22 protein-coding genes are annotated in these 20,048 nt (G+C 67.7%); 9 read left to right on the top strand and 13 right to left on the bottom strand.

Annotated elements, in window-relative coordinates:
• Positions 1–51: 51 nt before the first annotated feature.
• The 4 genes from ACFO8M_RS01150 to ACFO8M_RS01135 form a co-directional block, all read right to left on the bottom strand.
• Positions 52–546: a hypothetical protein gene (locus ACFO8M_RS01150; protein ID WP_387969359.1), complete on the bottom strand. Its 495-nt coding sequence runs from the start codon at positions 544–546 to the stop codon at positions 52–54.
• A gap of 32 nt (positions 547–578) precedes the next feature.
• Complete coding sequence (locus ACFO8M_RS01145) at positions 579–1,391, bottom strand: class I SAM-dependent methyltransferase (protein ID WP_387969356.1); 813 nt, start codon at positions 1,389–1,391, stop codon at positions 579–581.
• Positions 1,392–1,600: 209 nt separating this feature from the next.
• Entirely contained in the window at positions 1,601–2,221 is a 621-nt protein-coding gene (locus ACFO8M_RS01140; RefSeq protein WP_387969353.1) for a LysE family translocator, read from the bottom strand.
• A 109-nt stretch (positions 2,222–2,330) separates the two neighbouring features.
• Positions 2,331–3,035 carry a YqeB family protein gene (locus ACFO8M_RS01135; RefSeq protein WP_387969351.1) on the bottom strand — a complete coding sequence of 235 codons (705 nt, stop codon included), beginning with the start codon at positions 3,033–3,035 and terminating at the stop codon, positions 2,331–2,333.
• Positions 3,036–3,318: 283 nt separating this feature from the next.
• Between ACFO8M_RS01135 and ACFO8M_RS01130 the strand changes: the two genes are divergently transcribed.
• The 3 genes from ACFO8M_RS01130 (at position 3,319) to ACFO8M_RS01120 (ending at position 6,166) form a co-directional block, all read left to right on the top strand.
• Entirely contained in the window at positions 3,319–3,810 is a 492-nt protein-coding gene (locus ACFO8M_RS01130; protein WP_387969348.1) for a hypothetical protein, read from the top strand.
• Between the two features lie 118 nt (positions 3,811–3,928).
• Positions 3,929–5,428 (top strand): hypothetical protein, encoded by a 1,500-nt coding sequence (locus ACFO8M_RS01125; protein WP_387969347.1) that lies wholly within the window; start codon positions 3,929–3,931, stop codon positions 5,426–5,428.
• A gap of 48 nt (positions 5,429–5,476) precedes the next feature.
• Positions 5,477–6,166 carry a hypothetical protein gene (locus tag ACFO8M_RS01120; RefSeq protein ID WP_387969344.1) on the top strand — a complete coding sequence of 230 codons (690 nt, stop codon included), beginning with the start codon at positions 5,477–5,479 and terminating at the stop codon, positions 6,164–6,166.
• A 148-nt stretch (positions 6,167–6,314) separates the two neighbouring features.
• Here ACFO8M_RS01120 and ACFO8M_RS01115 read toward each other — a convergent pair whose 3' ends face one another.
• Both ACFO8M_RS01115 and ACFO8M_RS01110 read right to left on the bottom strand, forming a co-directional pair.
• Positions 6,315–7,427: a PrsW family intramembrane metalloprotease gene (locus ACFO8M_RS01115; RefSeq protein ID WP_387969342.1), complete on the bottom strand. Its 1,113-nt coding sequence runs from the start codon at positions 7,425–7,427 to the stop codon at positions 6,315–6,317.
• Entirely contained in the window at positions 7,424–8,020 is a 597-nt protein-coding gene (locus ACFO8M_RS01110) for a hypothetical protein (RefSeq protein ID WP_387969339.1), read from the bottom strand. The genes ACFO8M_RS01115 and ACFO8M_RS01110 overlap by 4 nt, the downstream gene beginning before the upstream one ends.
• A 227-nt stretch (positions 8,021–8,247) precedes the next feature.
• Between ACFO8M_RS01110 and ACFO8M_RS01105 the strand changes: the two genes are divergently transcribed.
• Positions 8,248–9,126, top strand: coding sequence for a hypothetical protein (locus ACFO8M_RS01105; protein ID WP_387969336.1), 879 nt, complete (start codon positions 8,248–8,250; stop codon positions 9,124–9,126).
• Positions 9,127–9,248: 122 nt separating this feature from the next.
• On the opposite strand, the gene ACFO8M_RS01100 is transcribed toward ACFO8M_RS01105, so the two are convergent.
• Positions 9,249–9,578, bottom strand: coding sequence for a hypothetical protein (locus ACFO8M_RS01100; RefSeq protein ID WP_387969333.1), 330 nt, complete (start codon positions 9,576–9,578; stop codon positions 9,249–9,251).
• Between the two features lie 61 nt (positions 9,579–9,639).
• Positions 9,640–10,026, bottom strand: coding sequence for a hypothetical protein (locus ACFO8M_RS01095; protein ID WP_387969330.1), 387 nt, complete (start codon positions 10,024–10,026; stop codon positions 9,640–9,642).
• 270 nt (positions 10,027–10,296) lie between these two features.
• Between ACFO8M_RS01095 and ACFO8M_RS01090 the strand changes: the two genes are divergently transcribed.
• Both ACFO8M_RS01090 and ACFO8M_RS01085 read left to right on the top strand, forming a co-directional pair.
• The gene (locus ACFO8M_RS01090) at positions 10,297–11,100 is read left to right on the top strand and encodes a Scr1 family TA system antitoxin-like transcriptional regulator (RefSeq protein ID WP_387969327.1); all 804 of its coding nucleotides are present in this window, start codon (positions 10,297–10,299) and stop codon (positions 11,098–11,100) included.
• Positions 11,101–11,158: 58 nt separating this feature from the next.
• Complete coding sequence (locus tag ACFO8M_RS01085) at positions 11,159–11,329, top strand: DUF397 domain-containing protein (RefSeq protein WP_387969326.1); 171 nt, start codon at positions 11,159–11,161, stop codon at positions 11,327–11,329.
• Between the two features lie 115 nt (positions 11,330–11,444).
• Here the strand turns inward: ACFO8M_RS01085 and ACFO8M_RS01080 are convergent, their stop codons facing one another.
• Positions 11,445–12,728, bottom strand: a complete 1,284-nt coding sequence (locus ACFO8M_RS01080; protein WP_387969324.1) for a hypothetical protein — start codon at positions 12,726–12,728, stop codon at positions 11,445–11,447.
• A gap of 169 nt (positions 12,729–12,897) precedes the next feature.
• Between ACFO8M_RS01080 and ACFO8M_RS01075 the strand changes: the two genes are divergently transcribed.
• On the top strand, positions 12,898–15,996 hold the full coding sequence (locus ACFO8M_RS01075) for an NACHT domain-containing protein (RefSeq protein ID WP_387969321.1): 3,099 nt from the start codon (positions 12,898–12,900) through the stop codon (positions 15,994–15,996).
• Here the strand turns inward: ACFO8M_RS01075 and ACFO8M_RS01070 are convergent, their stop codons facing one another.
• The 3 genes from ACFO8M_RS01070 to ACFO8M_RS01060 form a co-directional block, all read right to left on the bottom strand.
• Entirely contained in the window at positions 15,997–16,335 is a 339-nt protein-coding gene (locus tag ACFO8M_RS01070; RefSeq protein ID WP_387969319.1) for a YciI family protein, read from the bottom strand.
• 115 nt (positions 16,336–16,450) lie between these two features.
• Positions 16,451–17,110: a hypothetical protein gene (locus ACFO8M_RS01065; RefSeq protein WP_387969317.1), complete on the bottom strand. Its 660-nt coding sequence runs from the start codon at positions 17,108–17,110 to the stop codon at positions 16,451–16,453.
• A gap of 90 nt (positions 17,111–17,200) precedes the next feature.
• Positions 17,201–17,575 (bottom strand): VOC family protein, encoded by a 375-nt coding sequence (locus ACFO8M_RS01060; protein WP_387969315.1) that lies wholly within the window; start codon positions 17,573–17,575, stop codon positions 17,201–17,203.
• 97 nt (positions 17,576–17,672) lie between these two features.
• Here ACFO8M_RS01060 and ACFO8M_RS01055 point away from each other — a divergent pair, with 97 nt between their 5' ends.
• Positions 17,673–18,431 (top strand): VOC family protein, encoded by a 759-nt coding sequence (locus ACFO8M_RS01055; protein ID WP_387969313.1) that lies wholly within the window; start codon positions 17,673–17,675, stop codon positions 18,429–18,431.
• A gap of 42 nt (positions 18,432–18,473) precedes the next feature.
• On the opposite strand, the gene ACFO8M_RS01050 is transcribed toward ACFO8M_RS01055, so the two are convergent.
• Positions 18,474–18,908 carry a DUF6069 family protein gene (locus tag ACFO8M_RS01050; protein WP_387969310.1) on the bottom strand — a complete coding sequence of 145 codons (435 nt, stop codon included), beginning with the start codon at positions 18,906–18,908 and terminating at the stop codon, positions 18,474–18,476.
• Between the two features lie 151 nt (positions 18,909–19,059).
• On the opposite strand from ACFO8M_RS01050, the gene ACFO8M_RS01045 reads away from it, so the two are divergent.
• The gene (locus ACFO8M_RS01045; protein WP_387969307.1) at positions 19,060–20,037 is read left to right on the top strand and encodes an AraC family transcriptional regulator; all 978 of its coding nucleotides are present in this window, start codon (positions 19,060–19,062) and stop codon (positions 20,035–20,037) included.
• The last annotated feature ends 11 nt before the right edge of the window (positions 20,038–20,048 follow it).

Raw genomic sequence — 20,048 nt, 5'->3', positions numbered from 1 at the left:
AGCGATCTCGAACCCGTGGACCGTCTCACCAGACGGGCCGAGCCGCCCGGGTCAGCGGTTCCAGGCCTTGGAGCCGGGCGTCGCCAGCAGCGCGACCGCGCCCACCGAGCAGCAGGCGCCGATGATGACGGCGAGGTTGCCGGACGCGATGCCCGTGTATTCGGCGACCGTGCTGGTGAGTTCCGCACGTTCGACCACGAGCAGCGTCGCCAGCCAGAACGCGGCGCTCACCGTCTCCGTGACCATCGCGCCGACGCGCGCCCAGCGGGAGCCCATGCCGGTCCAGAAGGCGAAGACGATGCGCGGCAGCACCAGGACGAACGCCATCGCGGCGCCGAGGTACGTCACCGCCTCGAAGCCGGGCGGCAGCTCCACCGAGTCGACCTCGATCTCGGCCGAGACGACTCCGAGCCGGGTCCCCGTGGTGTAGATCCCGCCGGCGAAGCCGTACCCGGCCATCGCCCAGAGCACGATCACCGCGACCAGGGTGGTTCCGGGAATACGGACCGGGCTTACCGGCGTCTGCGGAGGCGTGGAGGCGGTCACAGTCGTGACCGTAACGCCCCCACGCAACTTCGCTAAGCGGGCACCGCGGCGATCGTCAAGAGATGGTTGCTCGCGCCCAGCAGCGAAGGCTCGGCTTCGATGATGCGCAGGCCCTCCATAAGGTGCTCGCGGACCTCCTCGTTGTCGATGAGCGCTTCCAGCTCGGGGATGTACCCGGGAGGGCCCTGCACCGCGTACTGGGCAGCACCACCCAGGCCCGCGTCGGCGAATTCGGACGCGACCTCGCCAGGATGGGCCAGGTAGGCGGTGGTGAAGATGTCCTGGTCGTAGTAGCGCAGTGTGCCTTCGCGCATGATGCGCAGGCTGGCCTCGGCGCTCAAGCCCTTGTCCTTGCCACCCGCTCGGAACAGCAGAAAGTCGTTCCAGCCCGCCGTCCGGTTGATCGTCACGGCCGCAACGATGCCGCCGGGCCGCGCGCACCGCCGCGCCTCCGCGATCGCCTGCACCCGCTCCTTGCGCTCGGTCAGGTGGTACAGCGGCCCCATCAGCAGCACCGCGTCGAAACTCGCGTCCGGGTAAGGCAACTCGCGCGCGTCGCCCACGACCGCCGTAACGCCGGGCAGCGCCGCCGCGACCTCGACCTGGCTCGCGACCGGGTCGATGAGGGTCACGCGGTGCCCGTCCTCGGCGAGCCACTTCGAGTGGACGCCGGTCGCGCCGCCGACGTCGAGCACGTCGAGTCCGCCGCCCGGGAGCTTGCGGCGCAACAGGTCCTGCATGCGGGCGAACTCGAGGCGTCCGCGCGCGTTGCGCGTCAGGCGCTCGCGTTCGCCGCCCCGCTCGTAGTACGACTCGATCTCGGTCTCAAGTTCCCAGGTGCTCATGGGGAGACATTCTGCAAGACCGAGCCGGAAACCGCTATCGCATTAGGGCGGAGACGGCGGCCGGTCCGCCGTCCCGTCGCACTCCCGCAAGTACGAAGGGTCGGCCGGCTGGCCGCCGCGCTGTTATCTCACCTCATCGCCCGAACGCCCCGGCGCGCGGCTCCCCCGCGAACCGCTCCGACCATCGCATCTGCTTCGGCGGCAAGGCGTCAGTTCGCGGCGACGCGGAGGCCGAACGCGACCATGACCGCCCCGGTGACGCCGTTCAGCCAGGCGCGCACGCGCGGGCGTTCGAGGACGGAGCGGAACAGGCCGATCAGGTTGGCGAGCGCCACGTAGAACAGGCCGCACACGGCCATCCCCACTGCGGCGAGTTCGCCGATGAGGACCGCCTGCGAGCCTTCGCCGACGAGGAACTGCGGCATGAGCGCGGTGAACAGCACGATCGCTTTGGGGTTGAGCAGGTTGCACAGCAGGCCGGAGCGGAACGCGGACCAGTGGCTCATCGGCCGGTCGAGTTCGATCTCGGCCACGGGCTTGCGCCGCTCCTTGATGGCGGTGCGGATGGAGCGCACGCCGAGGTAGACGAGGTAGGCCGCGCCCGCGAGTTTGACGACGGTGAACGCGAGCGCCGAGGCGGCGAGGAGCGCGGCCAGCCCGATCGAGGTGGCGACGACCCAGACGACGATGCCGAGTCCGATCCCGATCGCGGTCCACATGCCGCTGACGCGGCCGGAGAGCACGGTGTTGCGCACGACCATCGCGAAGTCGGGTCCGGGGACGATGGCGGCGAGCAGGATCGCCAGTCCGAAGAGCATCAGCGCGGTCATAGGGGCTCCCTTGGGTCGGTGCGGTCGCACCTATCCTGCGCTCGGTGGAAGCCGGCCGCATCCGCACGATGACGGGGTTCGGTGACCGGGTTACAGGCGAGCTGCTCGCTCAGGCCGGGTCGGCGAGGCGCCAGTACTGCTTCTTGTCCTTGTCGTGCACGACGACCGCGAGGTCGGCGAGTTCGGCGAGCAGTTCGTGCGAGTCGTCGCCGTTCGACTTCTCCAGCGCGTGCTGCCTGGCTTTGAGGACCGCGTTCGCGCCCTGCGGGAGGCCGTCGGCGCCCGGTACCCAGCGTTTGAACTCGGCGGCGTAGGGATCGCCGTCGGGCAGCCAGCCGTACCCGTGTTTGCGGAGCGCGGCGGCGAGCTTGTCGCGGTCGAGGTCGAATTCGACGTTCGCGAGTTCCTGGCGGCGGTGGCCGAGCACGACGACCCGTTTGTCCGCCACGAAGACCGAAGCGACGTCGGCGCGTTCGATCTCGCGGTCGTAGTCGCCGCGTTTGAGTTCGATCCGATCGCGGTCGACGGTGATCTTGAGCATCTCGTGGACGGCGAAGAACGCGAGGAGGAGGCCGAGCGCGAGCCCGACGGCGATCGCGACGACGAGCTGGAGCGTCGTCGACAGGTCGGTGAACAGCTCGAACAGGCCTTGGAACGGGAACCACCTGAGCCCCACGATCCATTCGACGATGAACGTCAGGCCCCACCCGAGCGCGGCGCCCACGAGCGGCAGGCCGATGAAGAAGGCCGGGCCGGCCGCGGGGTGGTCGGCCACGGTGGCGGTGTCGCCGATGCGGGCATTGTCGGTGGACATGCGGTTGCCGCCTTTCCGTCGAATGCGAACGCCCCCACTGTATACACACCTTCTGACCTGCGCAAACGCAGTACTTTGGAACTACATCCTTGGAATGAGCGATCCGGAGCGGCTCGATACGAAAGACGGCCGCGCCTCACCCGGCGCGATACGAAAGTATCGCCGCCCGCGCTCGGAAACAGATGAAACCGCTACAAACGGGATCTCGCTGGGCTAGCGTCCAGAACGTTCGATCCGGAACGCGGCCATGGACTTGCGCCGCGAGCGAGAAAGGCCCGGCCCCGTGCAGCACCGCCGACCTTCGATGCTCCTCGCCGCCACCGCGGCCCTCCTCGTTTTCGCCACCGCCTCCTCGGCCTCGCCGGCCACGATGCCCGCGGAGGCCGGTGACCAGGTCGATATCGTTCTGACGGAAGGCGACAGCCGCTGCGTGGCCACCGGCATATCGGTCGACGCCGCACCGCCCGCGCGAGTCTCGATCGACGCCGACCGGGTCGACTTCGACTGCAAGGGCGCCACTTCGTTCAAGTTCGGCAGCGACGCCGCTTTCGACTTCGACGACGCGAAGGGCACCGCCACCGCCGAACGGGTCCGTATCGCCGCCACCAAGTTCGGGATCACCTGCACCTACGAGGCGTCCACAGTGACCCTCGAACAGGACGGCACCGCGCGCGACTACGCCGGCGGTCCGATCAAGGCCAGGAAAGTCCGCGGCGCGTTCCTGTGCCCGGGTTCGGTGAACCTCGACTCGGCCACGATCGCCTTCCACCAGTAAGCGAATCCGCAATTGGGCGGCCCACGTCGACTTGAGGGGCCGCCCTGTCGCGAATCCGCCTTTGGTGCGATGTGCGAGAATTGGCCGCCTTCACGCCCCCGAACCCCGGACTTGCGACATGAACGCCCACTCCCGCAGCGAGACCGCCGTCCACGAGCGGATCCGCCCCCACGACCTCGTCCTCTTCCTGGTCACACTCGCGCTCCTCGCCGCCCTCCCCTGGATGCTGGTGAGCGCCGGGGGCGAACCAGTCGAGTACAGGGACCAGCGGACGCACACCAACGTGACCGTTCCCAACTGGGTCGGCCTGCTCGCGTTCCTCGTTCCGTTCCTCGTATGGCCCGGAATGAAGGCCTGGAATCTGCTCGCGAAACCCGCCGCGGCGACGCTCGGCCCGGGCGGCATCCGACTGTACGACGACGTCAACGGGCTCTACGCCCGCAAGCGAGTGAAGGCCGCGAACCTCTCGTGGAGTGAGGTCCAGCGGATCGTCCTGTGGCGCAAGCGCCTCCACTGGCTCGGATTCATCCCGGTCTGGACCACTCAGGTCGGGCTCGAGAAGCGGGACGACTGGTACGAGGACGATCGCAGCGAGCCCACCGCCGAGGAGCGAAGCAGCCCCGGCCACCGCCCCGACGGCTCCCCGATCCGCTTGGGCGCCAAGCTGAGCTCGCGCAGCGTCCGACTCGGCGCAGCCGCGTTCGAGGAGGTCGCGCGGGCCGCCGCCCGGTACGCGCCGCAGGTCGAGGCCGTCGACGAGCGCCGCGTTCGATTACGAGGAGGAGCAGGCATGGGGATTCCGAAGCCGCTGGCGGAGTGGGCGCAGAAGACCGATCGGGCGGAGGTCGAGTGGGCGCGTAGCGCCGTCGACGGCTGGGCCCGCATCGCGGAGTTCTCGCGGCCCCTGCAATGGGGCGAGGCCGAGGCGGCAGTGCTCACCCGCGACTTTCCGCCGCTTCCCGGCTCGATCGTGGTGCGACTCATCGGGGTCATCGGTTGGGCCGCCATCGGGCTCATGTCGATACCGCTCTTCGGGGCGTCGGTGGTCGGGCTCGTGCTGGTGGCTATCGGCTGCACCCGGGACGGTGCGGACGCCGCCCAGAGCTGGTTCTCGTTGGCGTCGTTCGCGTTCGTGGTCGCGGTGATCGCCGTCCTCACGTTCTTGAGCATGTGGTGGGAGACGCGGCGCCGCAGCCTCATGGTGCTCGTCTTCAACCTGGTCACCGTGCTCGCCTCAGTCGCCGCGTTCGTCGTGCTCGCGGTTTCGAGCGCGTCGGCCGGCGGTTCATGGCTGCCGCTGCTGATGCTGGCGGCAGCGGTGCTCGGGACGGTGTCCCTGGCGCTGGGGCTGATGTCGAGGCCCGAGGGGCGCAAGAAGAGCCGGAAGCCACCGCGCCGAGGTCCACGCAGCTCCGACAAGCGGGCCCGCGCGCTGCGGGCACGGAAGCGCCTGCTGGAGATCCTGATCCACCGCGGGCTGGTCGACCTCGACGAGGGCGACCGGATCCGGGTCGCCGAAATGCCGCTGGGCTACTGGTCCGAACTCGACGGCATCGACGAGCGCGAACGGCGCCGGGTGCTCGAACTGCGCCATGTCGGATGGCGCGACTTCAACTGAAAACCGAGAGATTCACCAGCTGACAGCTACGGATAGTGGAGATATCTGATGCCGAAAGCCGCGGCGATACAGCCCATGGAGTGGGCGACGATCCACCCTGGGCTCGGTACGTTCGATATCGGCGAGTTGAACCGTGTCGTTCTCGATTACGCCTACATCGAACTGCACATGGCGAACCGGTGGTCCCGTCGCTCGACTCTGGGCCGGGTATGGGCCGCGATGCTGTACTGCATCATCACGATCGGCCTGATTGCGGCGGTGTTGATGGGGCTCTGCCTGAGCACCGGCGTCGATGGCGTAGCGCTGATGCCCATCGTGTACGCCGGTTCGGGCCTCGGTTGCGCCGTGGTCGCCGGCTTCTTCGTCCCTTGGGCGCTGACACCGTATCGGCAGTGGGACCGCACCTTGTGCGGCATTTCGGTGATGATGGCGGTCGTCGCGGTGGTGTCGATCGGCTCAATCTACGTTCGAAGCTTCGAGGCGGCGCCACGGTGGCTGCTGGTCGCCCCGTGCGCTCTGCTGCTGATCGTTGCAGTCGGTGCAATCGTCGGCGATTTCCGGTTCCGAACCACTGAGAAGCCGCCGACCGTCGATCTCAGGGCGTTGTCGACGAAGGAGATCGACGTGCTCCTTGCGGCTCGCCGACAGGCGCTGAAGCGCCTGAGGTCGAAGAGCATCGTCGCCTACAGCGACTTCGAGAGGTTCGACAACACCCCTCTTGCGGAGGACTGCGAATAGTCTTGCGGGCCGGCCGACCCCCACTTGAGTCGACCGGCCCTGCCGGGAGGATCAAGATTTCAGGTGCTCTCGGAGGCGGAGATCAGCGCCAGAGCCCGCTCAAGGAGCCAAGGGCACCACTGGTCGCCGTTCCAAGAGCCCCACCAGGTCACTCCCATCTCGCCGCCATCACGGCGTCCCGCCAAGGCTGGGCCGCGCCCGCCCCGAGGCCTTGCGGCATCCGTTCCTCCAGCAGGTCCAACTCCAAGCGCTGCAAGCGCTCCTGCGAAGCCCGCACCGGGCCGAACGGGAACAGTCGCAGATACCGCCGCCGTGAGCGCCGACGCGAAAGGCTCTGCGCCTCAGCGGGAGCGAGGGTCCCAGCCTGCACCTCCTCAGTCGTGACCGCCGCCCAGCGGGCCCGGAAGCCGTGCCGCACCACGAGGAACACGACCATCACGATCGCGAAGTTCACCAACGGCTTCGCCACGGTCCCGACGATGCCGCCGAGGAGCGGGCTGTCGAACAGCCAGTGCATGCCCATCGCCAGCAGCAGGCACCCGACCGCGACACCGCCCCGCCGCGCCGCAGACCGGCCCTCCGCGCTCACGAGATACCCGATCCCGGCCCCCGCGACCGCGCTCATCGCCCAATGCGAACCAATGCCGGTCAACAGGATCCGGATCCACAGCACCTCGAAGGTGGTTCCCAGTGGATTCACTCCGCCTGCCATCCCGATCGCGTTGAGCCCGTATGTGAAGTTCTCCATCACCTGGAATCCGAGGCCGATCAGGGCCCCGTAGACGAGGCCGTCCGCCGCGCTGCGCACGAGCCGCGTCGAGACGGCCGCGAGCAGCACCACCCCCGAGGCCTTCGCGAGTTCCTCGTTGATCGGCGCGCTGAGCGCCGCCGACCAGGCCCCGGCCGTCTCAAGGCCCAGCGCCTTCGACCAGGCCGGGACGAGCAGGCCGTTCAGCACCAGCGCCATGCCGCACGCGGCGAGTCCGCCCCACATCACCGCGAGCCAGGTCCCCGACCAGGCCGGCGCCTGCACCGGCCGCAGGATGCGGCGTGCCAGCCACATCCCGCCCGCGAGGCTCCCCGCCAGCACGATCACATCGAGCACAGCGCTCGGCTCGAACGCCAGCGCGACTGGCAGGAAGTCCTTCTGCAGCGTCCACAACCCCAAGGCGGACAGGGCGATCAGGCACCAGAACGCCACTGAGCGGAACCTGACGACGGTCGGGTGCAGCGGCACTGCGGCATAAGCGATGGCGGTCATGACTCCCCCTCGAACGCGATCGAATCGATGAGTTGCGCAGCGGCGGACCAGTCCTCGTCACCCGCGTGGAGTGGCGCGAGGACCTTCGCCTCCACGGCCTGCGCGCCGTCGGCGTCCGGGATGACGAAGGCCTTGCCTGCCCGGTTGCCGATCTGAAGGCTCCCTTCGAGTTCGCCCGAGCCCGATGACGTGCCGCCCTCGGTCGGACTGTCGAGCCACACCTCGACGCCCGAGTGCCGCGCAATGTTCAGGAGCCGGTCCATCCCGGCCCACATCGCAGCCGGCGACGTGTTCCCGGGGAAGGCCTCACTGGACAGTTCCACCGTCATGTCGCCTCGGACGAGCACCAGTTGCGAGTTGAGATCGCTGGCGCCGATGTCGAGGACCCATCCGTCCCCGACCTGGACCGACGCCTGCCGGTCGGACCCGAACTCGATCACCGTTCCCGAGACCAGTTGTTCCCCAGCGGGTTGCGACCTCGCGAAGACCGCCTCGACGGCGGTCATCATGAGCAGCAGCCCGACCACGGCGAGCGGCACCCAGATCCGGCGCCTGCCGTGCACCGCGTTCCCCGCGGTTGCAATGTCGTTCATGATTTCAACGTAGCCCCGATTCAACGCCTTTAACCTGGGAAAACTCTCATATTCGGAGTCTTTGAGAACTCCCATCCGCGAAAGCTGTGACCGGTAGGGCCTTGCAGTGGGCGACGCTTGCGGTGTCGCCCGCTCACCGAAGCGAGAGACCCGCGCTGAACCGCATTCCCGGCCGCGAGCCGCACCGCCACCGGTCCCCGTGCGGCCGAACCTGGAGGAGACCGATGATGAGCACGACTGACCCCGCCGCCTCGCAGCGGGCGAAACGGCAACGGCGCGCGGGAGACCGGCGGTTCCTCCGCGGTGCGATCGCCGCCGCCGCGGGCATGGTCGCGTTCGCGTTCCTGTTCGGCCTGGGCATCGCGACGACCGTCGACATGCTGCGGCACTTCGCCATCGACAGCACCTTCGACGACCGCCTGCCATACCCGATGTTCTGGGGCCCCGGCACGCTCGGCTTCCTCTGGATCCTCGGCTTGGGCGGATTGATCGCCGGAAGCTCGGCGGCGAGCCACCTGCTCGACGCCTACCGCGGCGGCGAGCTGCAGCCTCGGATTCTGGCGTCCCTGGCGGCCGGCGCGGTCGCGGTCGCCGTCGTGGTGGACGCGCCGACCTGGCTCGATCCGCTCGAGGTCGGAGTCACCCTGGATCCGGTGTTCCACGAGGACACCCCTTGGGGCGCTGCCGAGTGGATCGCCTACTACGCCGATCGCTGGTTCCCGGCGCTCGCCTTGGTCATCGCCGGGCTCGTCGTCGCCTTCTCGATCCGCCACTATCGACGGCTGCGGCGACAGATCGCCGACCGCAACCGCCTGCTCCGAGAAGGCCGTCGCACCATGGGCACCATCACCGATGCGGCACAACGCACCACCACTAACGACCAGGGACAACGCTCGGTCGTCGGCGTCGAGGTCACGGTGAAGTTCACCGACGACCGTGGGGTCGACCGGTGGGTGATCCGCTTCAGCCGCGGACGATCCGCCTTGCCCGGAAGGGGTTTCGCGGCAGTGCTCTTCGATCCGCTGCGCCCGAGCGTTGACGACCTGATCTTCGTCTCGTTCTATCCCGACCCGACTCCTGCAGAGTGGATCGGTCCGGAAATCTGACCAGCCCCTTCAGCCGAACTGATCGAAGGCCGCCGCCCGTTTCGGTTCGGCTCTGCGAAAGCGACCGGCGGGGCGGTTCCCCGCCCCGCCGGTCCTGATCCCTGGGGAAGGCCCGTTCAAGATCACTTCGGTTCGGCGAGGAGCGCCGCGGCGCGCGTGAGAAGCCAAGGGCACCAAGGGTCACCGTTCCAAGATCCTCGCCAGGTCACTTGGAGGCCTTCGGCTTTGAAGTCACCGGCTTTGCCGCTGTCGGCCTCACGGGCGCTGCCTTCGGCGGCTTCATCGGCGTCGACGGTGAAGCGGCAGACTTCGTGCGGACCCACGCCGTCGTCGCAGTCGATGAGGTACTCGCAGGGCCCGTTCGGGTACCGGCTCTGATCCGGACCGAGCCGGTAGAGCGTGAACAGCACTGGGCCCCTTACGAAGTCGCCGAGGTAGCCGAGCGTCGACAACGCGCCGTCCGAACGCCGACCGCACCTCCCCCTCGGTTCCTCGGCCGCTGCGGTCGCCGCTTCACCCTTCACAGAACCTCACCGAGGTCGGGTTCCGTTCGATCATGTGCTGCCCCATCGAAGCGGGCCTGCCCGGACGCGGTCGCTCGCCCGCGCGGACCCCGACCTGCTTGCCGACGATGACCAGGCTGAACGCGCACTCCTCCACCCAGACCTTCCAGTCCTCTTCCGCCCCACGCCAACCCGGCCCCCAGGTCGCCTTGAGGTCGCCCTCGTTGAGCCCGGACACGATCAGCACGATGTCTTCGCGCGGACCGGTGTACACCTGGAACGAGTCCGGCGCTTCGCTGCTCGAGACGCGGACTCGGTAGGTCCGCAGGCTGTCCCGGAACTCTCCGCGCTCCAGGCCCTTACCCTGTCCCGCATTGTTCTGCTGCTGAGCGACCAATGCCTTACCTCCATTTCAGCTAGTCGGATTCCCGACAGTTTTTGCGCTGGCGGTGAATCCCCCGATGAACCAAATGTAGGTACTGACCGTGGACTTAGGGAAGAACGACGAGGTAGCACTACCTGCGCTGCAGGAACACCTGGAAAGAATCGACCGGAAAGTTTTGCACCCCAATTCTTTCCTTATCAGACGCCGCATTGCATCGAACAGTTGCGCGAGGGTACCGTCTGATTACAGTGCGTTTCCACCGATGAACTCCGGGAGGCTTGAATGCCGCTCTCACACCTCGCCGACTGGTATGTCCCGGCGGAACTCCAAGCGCTGTATTCAGAGTCGGGGCTCACTTACGGACAGATCGGAGCCAAGCTCGGCGTGAGTGTCCGCACCATCGGGAACTACATGACCGGCGAAACCCGGCCGAAGCTGGCCATGGCAGCGAAGTTCGCCGAAGTTTGTGGGGCCAGCGAGAAGCGGACCGACTTCTTGGTCCATGTCATCAGCCAAATGGATCTAGGGAAAATCGTTTCGGACCTCGATGAACGCAACATCTTCATCGTCGAACTCGCCGAAGCGACCTCCGGAGAGTTCTGGAAGTTCGATCCCTGGTACATCCCGGGACCGCTCCAGATCGAGCTTTACCACATGGAATTGCAGCCGGACAAGACTCCGCGCCTGGCCGAGAACTGGCGGCGCAAGAAGCGTCGTCACCTCAGGATCTTCAACCGCAGGCCAGCCCCCATCATGAGGTACTTGGTCAGCACCAACGCGCTGCGCCCACTGACCGGGTGGGAGTGGGGCGCAAAGGCATGGCAACATCTGCTCGAGCTCGACCAACGGGCCGGATGCGAAATCCGACTGCTGGACGGACTGCACCCGGGTGTCGAGCACGCATTTGAGATCTACCTTCCCGGCGGACTGAAAGTTGCGCCGCCGCCTTTCGTCTATGTCGAGGCCATGGATCAGAGCCGACACATCGAGGAGCCCGAGAAGGTCGAGCTGTACCATGGCGGGGTCAAAGGCATGTGGTCGTTTGGATCGCGAATCGGAGGTCGCCTGGATGACTGGGTTCACTAACTGGCGCAAGAGCTCTCGGAGCGGCAGCGGCGACGACAGCAGCTGTGTCGAGTGCCGCGTGACCTGGCGCAAGAGCAGCCGCAGCTCCGGCGCGGATGACAGCCAGTGCATCGAAGCCCGCTCTCAAACTGGCGGATTCCAAGTCCGGGACTCGAAGCTCGGTCATGACTCCCCGATCTTCGACCTCGGCTCGACAGACTTCAAGGCGCTGCTCACAGCCGCCGAGTAAGGGCGCTCAAGCTTCAAGAGTTTCAAGGGCCGCCACCGCGAACCTCGCGGTGGCGGCCCTGTCCGTTGTTCTTCCCGTCGACCCGAAAGCTCTGGGCCGGGCCCGGATACGGGTGCTAACCGATTGCAGGATAGGCGGAGACGAGGCCGTTCGGGTCTTCGGCGATGCCGCCGTATTCGTTGACGACCCAGGGAGCGTTGCCAGGGGCGGTTTCGGCGTCGGCGCCGGTGAGGGCGTCGAGGACGACCGGGCCGTTGTCGGTGTTGCCGTAGACGGCGCCGTGCCAGACTGCGGTGATCCCGACGCTCGAGCGCTCGGCGGAGGGCTCGATCTGCCACACGAATGCGCCGGTCTCGGTGTTCACGGCCCCGAGCCAGCCCCAGGTGTCGTTGCAAATCAAGGTCGTCAGCCCGTCGAACCTGCAAAGCCCTTGGTCGCGCTCCTCGGCCTCCAGGCTCACGATCGCCCCGGTCGCGGCCTCGACCAGGTATAGGCCGCCGTCGATGTAGTCGAAACCACCGAAGCCGTATACGTATTTCGATCCGGCCGGGCGCAGGCTCTCGTAGCCGAAGTCCTCGTCACTCCACTTCACCGTGCCATCGGCGATGGCCAGCCCACCGTGGTGCCTGTTGTAGTCCCGCTCGCCGAAGATGCCGACCACGGTGTCGCCCGCGACCGCCTCGGTCGCGAAGACGCTCTCCCACGCCACGGCCTGTGCGTTCAGGTCCACCGCGACGGTGTACGACTGGTAGATGTCAAGGTCGACGACGACAACGCCGCCGGTCTCGCCCTTGGCCACGGCGTTCTCGTACGTGCTGCCGTCCTCGACGACGGGCAGTTCGTGCACCACGCTGAACGCCTGCTCGCCGGTGGCCGCGTCCACTGCGATCACTTCGAGGTTCTGGTGCGCCACTGCGGTGCCCACGGCCTCGCCGGTGGTCAGGAACGGCACCACCACGAGGTCCTTGCCGTCCAGGTTCACGACGATCGGGGCCTGGATCGGGTTGTCACCCGCGAACACGGTCAGCGCCGGGTCCATCGGGGTGCCGGACTGCGGCGCGATCGCGGGGAGGACCTCGGCGTTGCGGGTGTCGACGATCTGGAGCTGGTTCGCCGAGGCGATGAAGGCCTTCGTTCCGGAGAGGACCACCGGGAGCGGCTGGACGGCGTTGCCCGCCAGGTTGATGTTGCCGGCGGCGGCCTCCTCGGGAAGCGGAACGCCAGCCGCGGTGTCGAACTGCATGGGCGGGTCGAACGCCTCGGCGTCGATCTCCTGTTCCGCCTCTTCGGCAGTCGCGGACTCCTCCGCCGGTTCGTCGATGGGGCCGCTGTCGTCACTGCACGCGCTGAGGAGCAGTCCCGAGGCGGCGAGGCAGCACAGAGCTGCTCTGAGCTTCATGATCGGATCGTCCACTTTCCTGCCGGGCATCAACAAGGGAACGCGCACAGTGTATGGACCGATCACCACCGCACCACCCGAGTCGCGGCCCGCGATGACGGCTCTTCGCCGTTCCCCCTTGGACAACCGCGGCAAGCGGGCGAACGACGGTCGCGATAATCTGAGTCACATGTCCCTCACAGGCCGATTCCTGGCCGGTCTCCTCGGATTGGCGGGTCTGCCCCTCGCCGGTCTGCTTGTCCAACAAGACCTCGCGGCCCCGTGGGTCGCGGTCGTTCTGCTCGTCCTGTACGAAGTCGTGATCCTCTTGGGCACGATCGTCGCCTCGGTCGCCCAGAAGGTCGTACGCCGCCGCGTCGAACAGGTCATGGACGTCGTCGACCTCGCCCTCGGCCGACGAGTCTCCCGCTACGCCCGCTACTACCGCCGCTACGTCCTGATGCGCGACGGCCACATCAACGCTCGGGACCTGGCGCACACGCCCAGCCACATACCCGAACTGGACGCGGTCTATGTCGACGTCGGTCTGGCCCCCGGTTCACCCACCGGTCGATCCGACGGGCTCCTCCCGACCTCGGGGATCGATCAAAGTCAGCGCCAATCGATCCACGACTTCCTCGACAAGGAGCAGCCCGCGGTCTGCGCCGTCATCGGCGCCCCCGGCAGCGGCAAGAGCACGCTCCTTCGCCACACCGCGCGACTCGGCGCGAGCCAAGGCAAACGGCGCAGGCGCCGCGTCCCCGTCATGGTGGCGCTGCGGGACCACGCCGAGAAGCTCGCCGCAGATCCGACCCTGACGTTGGCGGCGCTGATCCGAGCGGACACCGGAACCCTGGCCGTCGCAGAACCCGGTCGATGGTGGGAGGTGCAGCTCAACAACGGCAACTGCCTGATCCTCCTGGACGGCCTCGACGAAGTGGCCCGCAGCGATGACCGTGCGGCCGTGGCCGAGTGGATCGAGAAGCAGATCGCCAAGAACCCGAAGAACGACTTCGTGATCACCTCCCGGCCCCACGGCTACCGGACCGCCGTCATCCCCCAGGCGACAGTGCTTCAGGTGCGGCCGTTCACGACCGAGCAGATCCGTCAATTCGTCCACGGCTGGTGCCGAGCGGCCGAGCGCCTCGCCACCGCGGCTTCCGGGCCGGAGATCGACCAGCGCGCAACCGAAGAGGCCGAGGACCTCATCGGTCAGCTCTCGACGACCCCGGCGCTGCTGGAACTCGCGGTCAACCCGTTGCTGCTCACCATGATGGTGCTGGTGCACCGCGAGCGGCGGTCCCTGCCCGTCGGCCGAGCCGACCTGTACAACCAGGTCTGCGACGTCATGCTGTGGCGACGCCAGGAGTCCAAGAAACTGGAGGTCAAACCGCCGGGCGCGGTTCGGCAGCGGATCCTGGCCGCGTTGGCATACGAGTTGATGGTCGCCGAGACGCGCGACTGCCCGAAATCCCAAGTGATCGAGGTGTTCGACCGGGCGCTCCGGCAGATCGACACCGACATCACCGCGGAGGGACTCCTCACCGCGATCGTCGAGTCGAGCGGTCTGCTCGTCGAGCGGGAGAAGAACCTCTACTCCTTCGCGCACCACACCATCGGGGAGTACCTGGCCTCCACCCACATTCGCGGCAACAACCTGGCCGCGACACTGATCCGCTCCGTCGACAATCCCTGGTGGCGGGAGACGACGCTCCTGTATGTGACCGACGCTGACGCCAGCGCGATCGTCGAAGCCTGCCTCGATCGGAACACCGGCGCCTCGCTCTCGCTGGCGATCGACTGCCTGTGGAGCCACGGCCAGCTCGACCGCGAGCTTCGCGGTCGGTTGGACCGGCTGCTGGAGGAGGCGTTCGAGGAGACGACGAGCCCCGAACGCCGTCGGCTCGTCGCGAGTGCGCTGGCCGCTGGGCACCTGAGCAAGCTCGTCACCATTGAGGACGGGTCGCTCGTCTGCCCTCATCCGATCACGGAAGACCTCTACTGGCTGTTCTGCAAGGACACCGGCACGCCGTTTCCGGGCGGCACCAGCGAGTGGGGTTCCGATCCGACCCGGGCGGCTGCCGGGATGTGGAAGAGCGATGCGGAGTCCTTCGCCTCATGGATCAATGCGGCTGCCGTGGAGGAGAACTCGGCGACTTTCCGACTGCCCACCCGTTCAGAGCTTGAGTTCGTGGGCGGCAACCGGTCTATCGGTGGTCGGCTCGACCGGCGCAGTCGCACCATCTGGACGGCAGATGGAGCGGCTCTCCCAGCCATGACGCTTCGGACTCGGAAAGTGCGCGATCCGTATGTAGTGTCCGCCGACGACATCTACGGTGCCGTCAAGGCAGACCTCTGCGACACGTCGCTGCTCGTTGATTTCATACTCGCCGGCGTCCGCCTCGACGCCCGGACCCTGGACCTCGCACTCGAAACGGCCCTTGCCGGCGGTCCCACAGTCGACTTCACGATTATCGACGAAGTGGGGTCGTCAGGCACGGCTTTCAATCTCCCACAGGCCATGGACCGCAATCTCGAGCTCGTCCGCGAAATCGCGGACGATCCCGCCCGCAGCTTCGACCTTCCGCGTGGACTCGAAGTCGGGCTCGTACAGGTGCAGGCCCGAGACCTCGTCATGGCCGATAGCGGCACCGGCGATTTCGCCCTTCTTTCGAGTCTCGCGCGGGGCATCGCCGATACCCTGGACCACTCGCCTCAGTTCGGTTTCAACCTCAACAGCGCCGTCTTCGACGCAGCGCTTCGCGACGTCGTCAACGTCGAGACCCGCTACAACTTGCGGGTGGCGAGTATCGGAACCGCCTTGGCCAAGGCGCTCACCGGGATCGAACAGCAGGAGTATCTCCCGGCGCACAACGGTTTCGAATCGAGCCTGGCTACGGCCTTCGCGACGACGTTCGTCCAATCCGCGGGAGTCGTTGAGGGCGAGAACATGGTGGTGGGACTGGACCTGCTCTCCGGAACCCTCCGGTCGGCGTACGCAGTCATCGCCGGGCGCAATTCCACACAGCGATCGAGCCACTGGGAGGCCGCGGTGGCTTCGCATCTGATCAGCGAAGCAGAGCCCGTGCTGACTCGGACTCGGCCCATCGCCACCGCGAACTTCGCGAACATTCGAATCCCATCGCTGATGCTGGCCGCAGAGGCAGTGGATCTGGGCTTCCACGAGGACGCTGAGAGCTTCCGCCAGCTCGCCGCGGGGGTTACCTTGCTCGAGAAGCGGGCCAAGGGGAAGGCCCCGTTGGAGACGATCATCCTCGTCCGGGAATAGTCAGGCTTCCGGGTCGTGCATGAGTTCGCGGACCTCCTGCGTGCAACGGCAGGCGGCGGCGATTTTGGCGGCCCACTCAAGGGCCTCTTCGTGCGAGGGAACTTCGATGATCGAGAAGCCCCCGATGACCGCCTTGGTCTCGGGGTAGGGACCGGCGGTCGCCGTTCCGTCGGTGGCGACGATGGTGGCGCTCTGGCCGATGACTCCCCCGCCGTGCACCCACACGCCGGCCTTCTTGGCCTCCCGGACCACGGCACGAGAAGCCTCTGCCACCTCCGGCAGCTTCCCCTCCGGGATGATCATCGTGCCCTCGTCGAATGAGATCAGATATCGCGTCATCGCAGCACTCCCTGTCTCGGCGCCCTCCGGTCTTGCCCGTCCGGCAGAAAGGGCGCTCGATTCCTGGCCTGATGCTACGACCGACGTCCGACATTTCGGCGGACCGTGACTCGACCTACTTGAACTCCAAAGAGGCGTATACGGTCTCGATCTGCTCGATGATCTCCGGCCGGTCGTCGGGGCTGGTCGCGAACATTACGTAGGTATCGCCGTCGATCGCGGCGACGGTCGCGCGCATCCAGGTTCCTCCGGCGGCGTCGCTGGCGGTGGCGCTCGGGACGTTGTCGGTCTCGCCGGTCGACGACTGCATGGTCGCCGAGTCCGACTCGATGCCGAGGGCTTCGGCGACAAGGTATCGGGCCGTCTCCTCAAGACTCCCGTAGGTCAAGAAGGGACTCACTGGGCCTGTCGCCACCCAGCCCGCGTCGTCGTCGGAGCTGATCGCCGCGGTCGAGTCGGTGCTCACCAGCAGCATGGCGTCGTAGACGTACCAGCCGTCGGGGACGATGAAGCACATGTCGGTCTCCTCGTCGAGGACCATCGCCGGGCCGTCGACGCACTCGGGACCGGTCGACTCCGCTTCGCTTTCGGGAGCGCTGGTGCCGTCGATTGCGGAGAGGTTGTCCGGGGCGCTTTCGATGGTGCCGGTTCGGGGCTCCCAGGGCTGCCCGACCAGGACGGCCGAAATCAGGACGGCGCCCGCCACGACGCCCGTACCGATGGGCCACTTCGATTTGCGAGCCTGCCCGATCTCGTGTGAAGGCACGTCGCTCATGTGACCTCGATTCCCGCCGGCGCCGAGCTTCGACGGTAAGCCTTGCCCGCCGGGAGGGGTCCCGCGTCGGTGCGGCCGGTTACGGCTTGGTCAGCCGATGAGGTCGTGCTTCGGGCGGACCACGCAGAACTCGTTGCCTTCGGGGTCGGCGAGCACGGTCCACGACTCGTCGCCGGTCTGGCCGATGTCGATCCGCTGCGCGCCGAGGGCGAGGATGCGGTCGATCTCGGCCAGCCGGTCTTCCGCGCTGTCGGCGTTGAGGTCGAAGTGCAGTCGGTTCTTGACCTGCTTCGGCTCGGTCACCGGCATGAAGCAGATGCCCCAGGCCGCGTCCCTGTCCGGGCCGATGATGACCTCGCGCTCGCGTTCGGAGACGACCTGCCAGCGCAGGACCGCGGCCCAGAAGCGGGCGAGTCCCGGAAGGTCGTGGGCGTCGATGACGATGTGGTGGATCGCAACAGCCATCGTCGAAGTATGCGCCTCGGCGTTCCCCTTGAGGGACTGGGACTTCGGTTCGCCGAAATCGGGCGCGAGACACTCTGGCTGTCCTTAGACTGCGGGGATGGCGATTCGATGGACGACCGCGTTCTGGGACCTGCCCGCTGAGGACTTTGAGTCCGGAGTCGCGTTCTGGCTCAAGGTGACCGACTCGACGCTTTCGCAGCGGCGGGGACCGGAGGGCGAGTTCGCGACCCTGGTTCCTGCCGAGGGCGATGCGTTCCTTCGGGCGCAGCGGGTCCGGGAGGGCAAGGGCGGCAACCACCTCGACCTGCACGTCGACGACGTGGAGGGCGAGGCCGAGCGGGCGGTCGAGCTCGGGGCCGCGGAGGTCTACCGGGAGCCGGGTCTGGTCGTGCTCCGTTCCCCTGGAGGTTTCGTGTTCTGCCTTGTGGGGCATCACGGTGAGCGCGCGGTCCCGCCGCCGCTGGATTGGCCGGGCGGGCAGCGCAGCCGGACGGATCAGCTCTGTGTCGACATTCCGCCGCAGGCGTTCGACCATGAGCTGGTGTTCTGGCAGTCCCTGACGGGTTGGCCGCAGCGGCCGACCGATGCTCGGGAGTTCCGGCGGCTCCTGCCGCCGCCGGAGCTCCCGCTGCAGTTCCTGTTGCAGCGCTTGGACCTGGCCGAGCAGGGCCGGAGTGCGAGCGCGCATATCGACCTCTCGTGCACGGATCTCGACGCGGAGACCGAGCGGCATGTGGGGCTCGGGGCGGAGGCGGTGCGGCGTCATCACTGGTGGCAGGTGATGCGGGATCCGGCGGGCCTGGAGTACTGCATCACGGCTCGCAATCCCGATACGGGTCTTCCCAATCCTGTTTGATCGTCGACGCCTCCCGCCGTGAACGGCGGGAGGCGTTCGCGTTCAGGCCTCGGGGTCGGGGAGTCGCTTCCCGAGGACGGGGATGAGGATCGCGGCGACGAGCACGTGCAGGATCGCCAGGAAGATCTTGGTGCCGATGGTGGCCTCGGCGAAGACCACGGGGAAGACCTCCAGTGCGAAGACCACGCCGGCGCCGATGCGCCAGACCAGGACCGCGCGGCGCTTCGCGAAGCGGTCGAGGATCGCGCGGGCCAGCCAGCCGGCGCCGCCGAAGAGGACGACGGAGGCGGCGACGTTCACGATCCCGATCGGCACCGGCTCCTGGCCGGGCTGGCTCGCGGTGAGGTCGACTCCGGCGAGGTTCGCGACGACCCATGCGAGCAGGGCGGCGGCGAGCGTGGCGCCGAGGGCGAGCAGCCGGGTGCGCCAGACGGGTGCCTGGGCCTTCACGCGCCCTTGAGTGTCTAGTTTGGACATCGTTCGACTCCACTGCCTTGAGTTATGTTGCGGGGGGACGTCTTCGAAGGTATGGGGTGGAGCCGTCGCCGCCCATCTGCGAGCGTCCTCGGTTCATACGCGATCGTCCTCGAAGCCGCTGGGCGGCCGGTTCGCTGGCTAAGGTTGCGGCATGGATGTGCTCAGCGACGTACTGGCCGTGCTGCGGACCGGCCGGCCCTTCGCCGCCCGGTTCTCCCTCACCGCGCCGTTCTCCGACCAGCGACGGAGCCACGCGAACGGGTTCGGTGTCCAGATCATGGTGCGCGGCAACGCGTTCGTGACCACCGACGACGGCGAGGTCATCGAAGTCGAGGAAGGCGACGTGCTCGTGGTGCCCCGCGGCAGCTCGCACACGATCGTTTCCGACTCGCTCGACACTCCGACCGGGCCCGAATGCGACGGCGCCGGGCCCGCCGGACTCATCCTCCGCTCGGCGGACGATCCGGCGGCGACGCACGTCATGGTCTGCCTCGCGTACGCGATGGCGCCCGGCCGCACCCACCCGCTGCTCACCGCACTGCCCGACTTCACCCGCATCCCCGCCGACCCCGCCGCACGGCCCGAACTCGCGGGCGCGGTCGCCATGCTCGAGGGTGAACTGCGCGCCGAACGCGGCGGCGGCGACACCCTCGTGTCCGCGCTGCTCGACGCGGTCCTGATGTACCTGCTGCGCGCCATGCTGGAAGGCAACGCGCGGCACTGCGGCTTCGACGGCTGGGCGGCGGCCCTCGCAGACCGGTCGATCGGGGCGGCGCTGCAGGCCATCCACGCCGAACCGTCCCGGCAGTGGTCGGTGAGCTCGCTCGGGGAGGTCGCGGGGCTCTCGCGGTCGGCGTTCTCGCGCCGGTTCACCGAGCTGGTGGGCCAGCCTCCGTTGGGCTACTTGACTTCCTGGCGGTTGACGCTGGCCGCGCGGCTGCTCTCGGACACGGACGCACCGCTGGCGTCGGTGGCCCGGCAGGTCGGGTACGCCTCGGAGTTCGCGTTCGCGGCCGCGTTCAAGCGGGACTTCGGGCAGCCGCCCGGGCGCTTCCGCAAGCACACCCCGGCGTGCGAACCGGCGGTGCCCGCGTTCGAGCGCGAACCGGTCGGCGCCGCTTCGGCGTAACGCTCCGCGGG

Source organism: Glycomyces rhizosphaerae, assembly GCF_042647865.1.
Lineage (GTDB): Bacteria > Actinomycetota > Actinomycetes > Mycobacteriales > Micromonosporaceae > Glycomyces > Glycomyces rhizosphaerae.
Note: the sequence above shows the minus strand (reverse complement) of the source record. Positions and strands in the feature narration are given on the sequence as shown.

Coding starts and splice junctions, on each gene's coding strand:
- ACFO8M_RS01140 (WP_387969353.1), bottom strand. CDS start 2,221: ATGACCGCGCTGATGCTCTTCGGACTGGCGATCCTGCTCGCCGCCATC.
- ACFO8M_RS01065 (WP_387969317.1), bottom strand. CDS start 17,110: ATGAGCGACGTGCCTTCACACGAGATCGGGCAGGCTCGCAAATCGAAG.
- ACFO8M_RS01055 (WP_387969313.1), top strand. CDS start 17,673: ATGGCGATTCGATGGACGACCGCGTTCTGGGACCTGCCCGCTGAGGAC.
- ACFO8M_RS01120 (WP_387969344.1), top strand. CDS start 5,477: ATGCCGAAAGCCGCGGCGATACAGCCCATGGAGTGGGCGACGATCCAC.
- ACFO8M_RS01050 (WP_387969310.1), bottom strand. CDS start 18,908: ATGTCCAAACTAGACACTCAAGGGCGCGTGAAGGCCCAGGCACCCGTC.
- ACFO8M_RS01125 (WP_387969347.1), top strand. CDS start 3,929: ATGAACGCCCACTCCCGCAGCGAGACCGCCGTCCACGAGCGGATCCGC.
- ACFO8M_RS01075 (WP_387969321.1), top strand. CDS start 12,898: ATGTCCCTCACAGGCCGATTCCTGGCCGGTCTCCTCGGATTGGCGGGT.
- ACFO8M_RS01135 (WP_387969351.1), bottom strand. CDS start 3,035: ATGTCCACCGACAATGCCCGCATCGGCGACACCGCCACCGTGGCCGAC.
- ACFO8M_RS01145 (WP_387969356.1), bottom strand. CDS start 1,391: ATGAGCACCTGGGAACTTGAGACCGAGATCGAGTCGTACTACGAGCGG.
- ACFO8M_RS01105 (WP_387969336.1), top strand. CDS start 8,248: ATGAGCACGACTGACCCCGCCGCCTCGCAGCGGGCGAAACGGCAACGG.
- ACFO8M_RS01045 (WP_387969307.1), top strand. CDS start 19,060: ATGGATGTGCTCAGCGACGTACTGGCCGTGCTGCGGACCGGCCGGCCC.
- ACFO8M_RS01070 (WP_387969319.1), bottom strand. CDS start 16,335: ATGACGCGATATCTGATCTCATTCGACGAGGGCACGATGATCATCCCG.
- ACFO8M_RS01060 (WP_387969315.1), bottom strand. CDS start 17,575: ATGGCTGTTGCGATCCACCACATCGTCATCGACGCCCACGACCTTCCG.
- ACFO8M_RS01090 (WP_387969327.1), top strand. CDS start 10,297: ATGCCGCTCTCACACCTCGCCGACTGGTATGTCCCGGCGGAACTCCAA.
- ACFO8M_RS01115 (WP_387969342.1), bottom strand. CDS start 7,427: ATGACCGCCATCGCTTATGCCGCAGTGCCGCTGCACCCGACCGTCGTC.
- ACFO8M_RS01080 (WP_387969324.1), bottom strand. CDS start 12,728: ATGAAGCTCAGAGCAGCTCTGTGCTGCCTCGCCGCCTCGGGACTGCTC.
- ACFO8M_RS01110 (WP_387969339.1), bottom strand. CDS start 8,020: ATGAACGACATTGCAACCGCGGGGAACGCGGTGCACGGCAGGCGCCGG.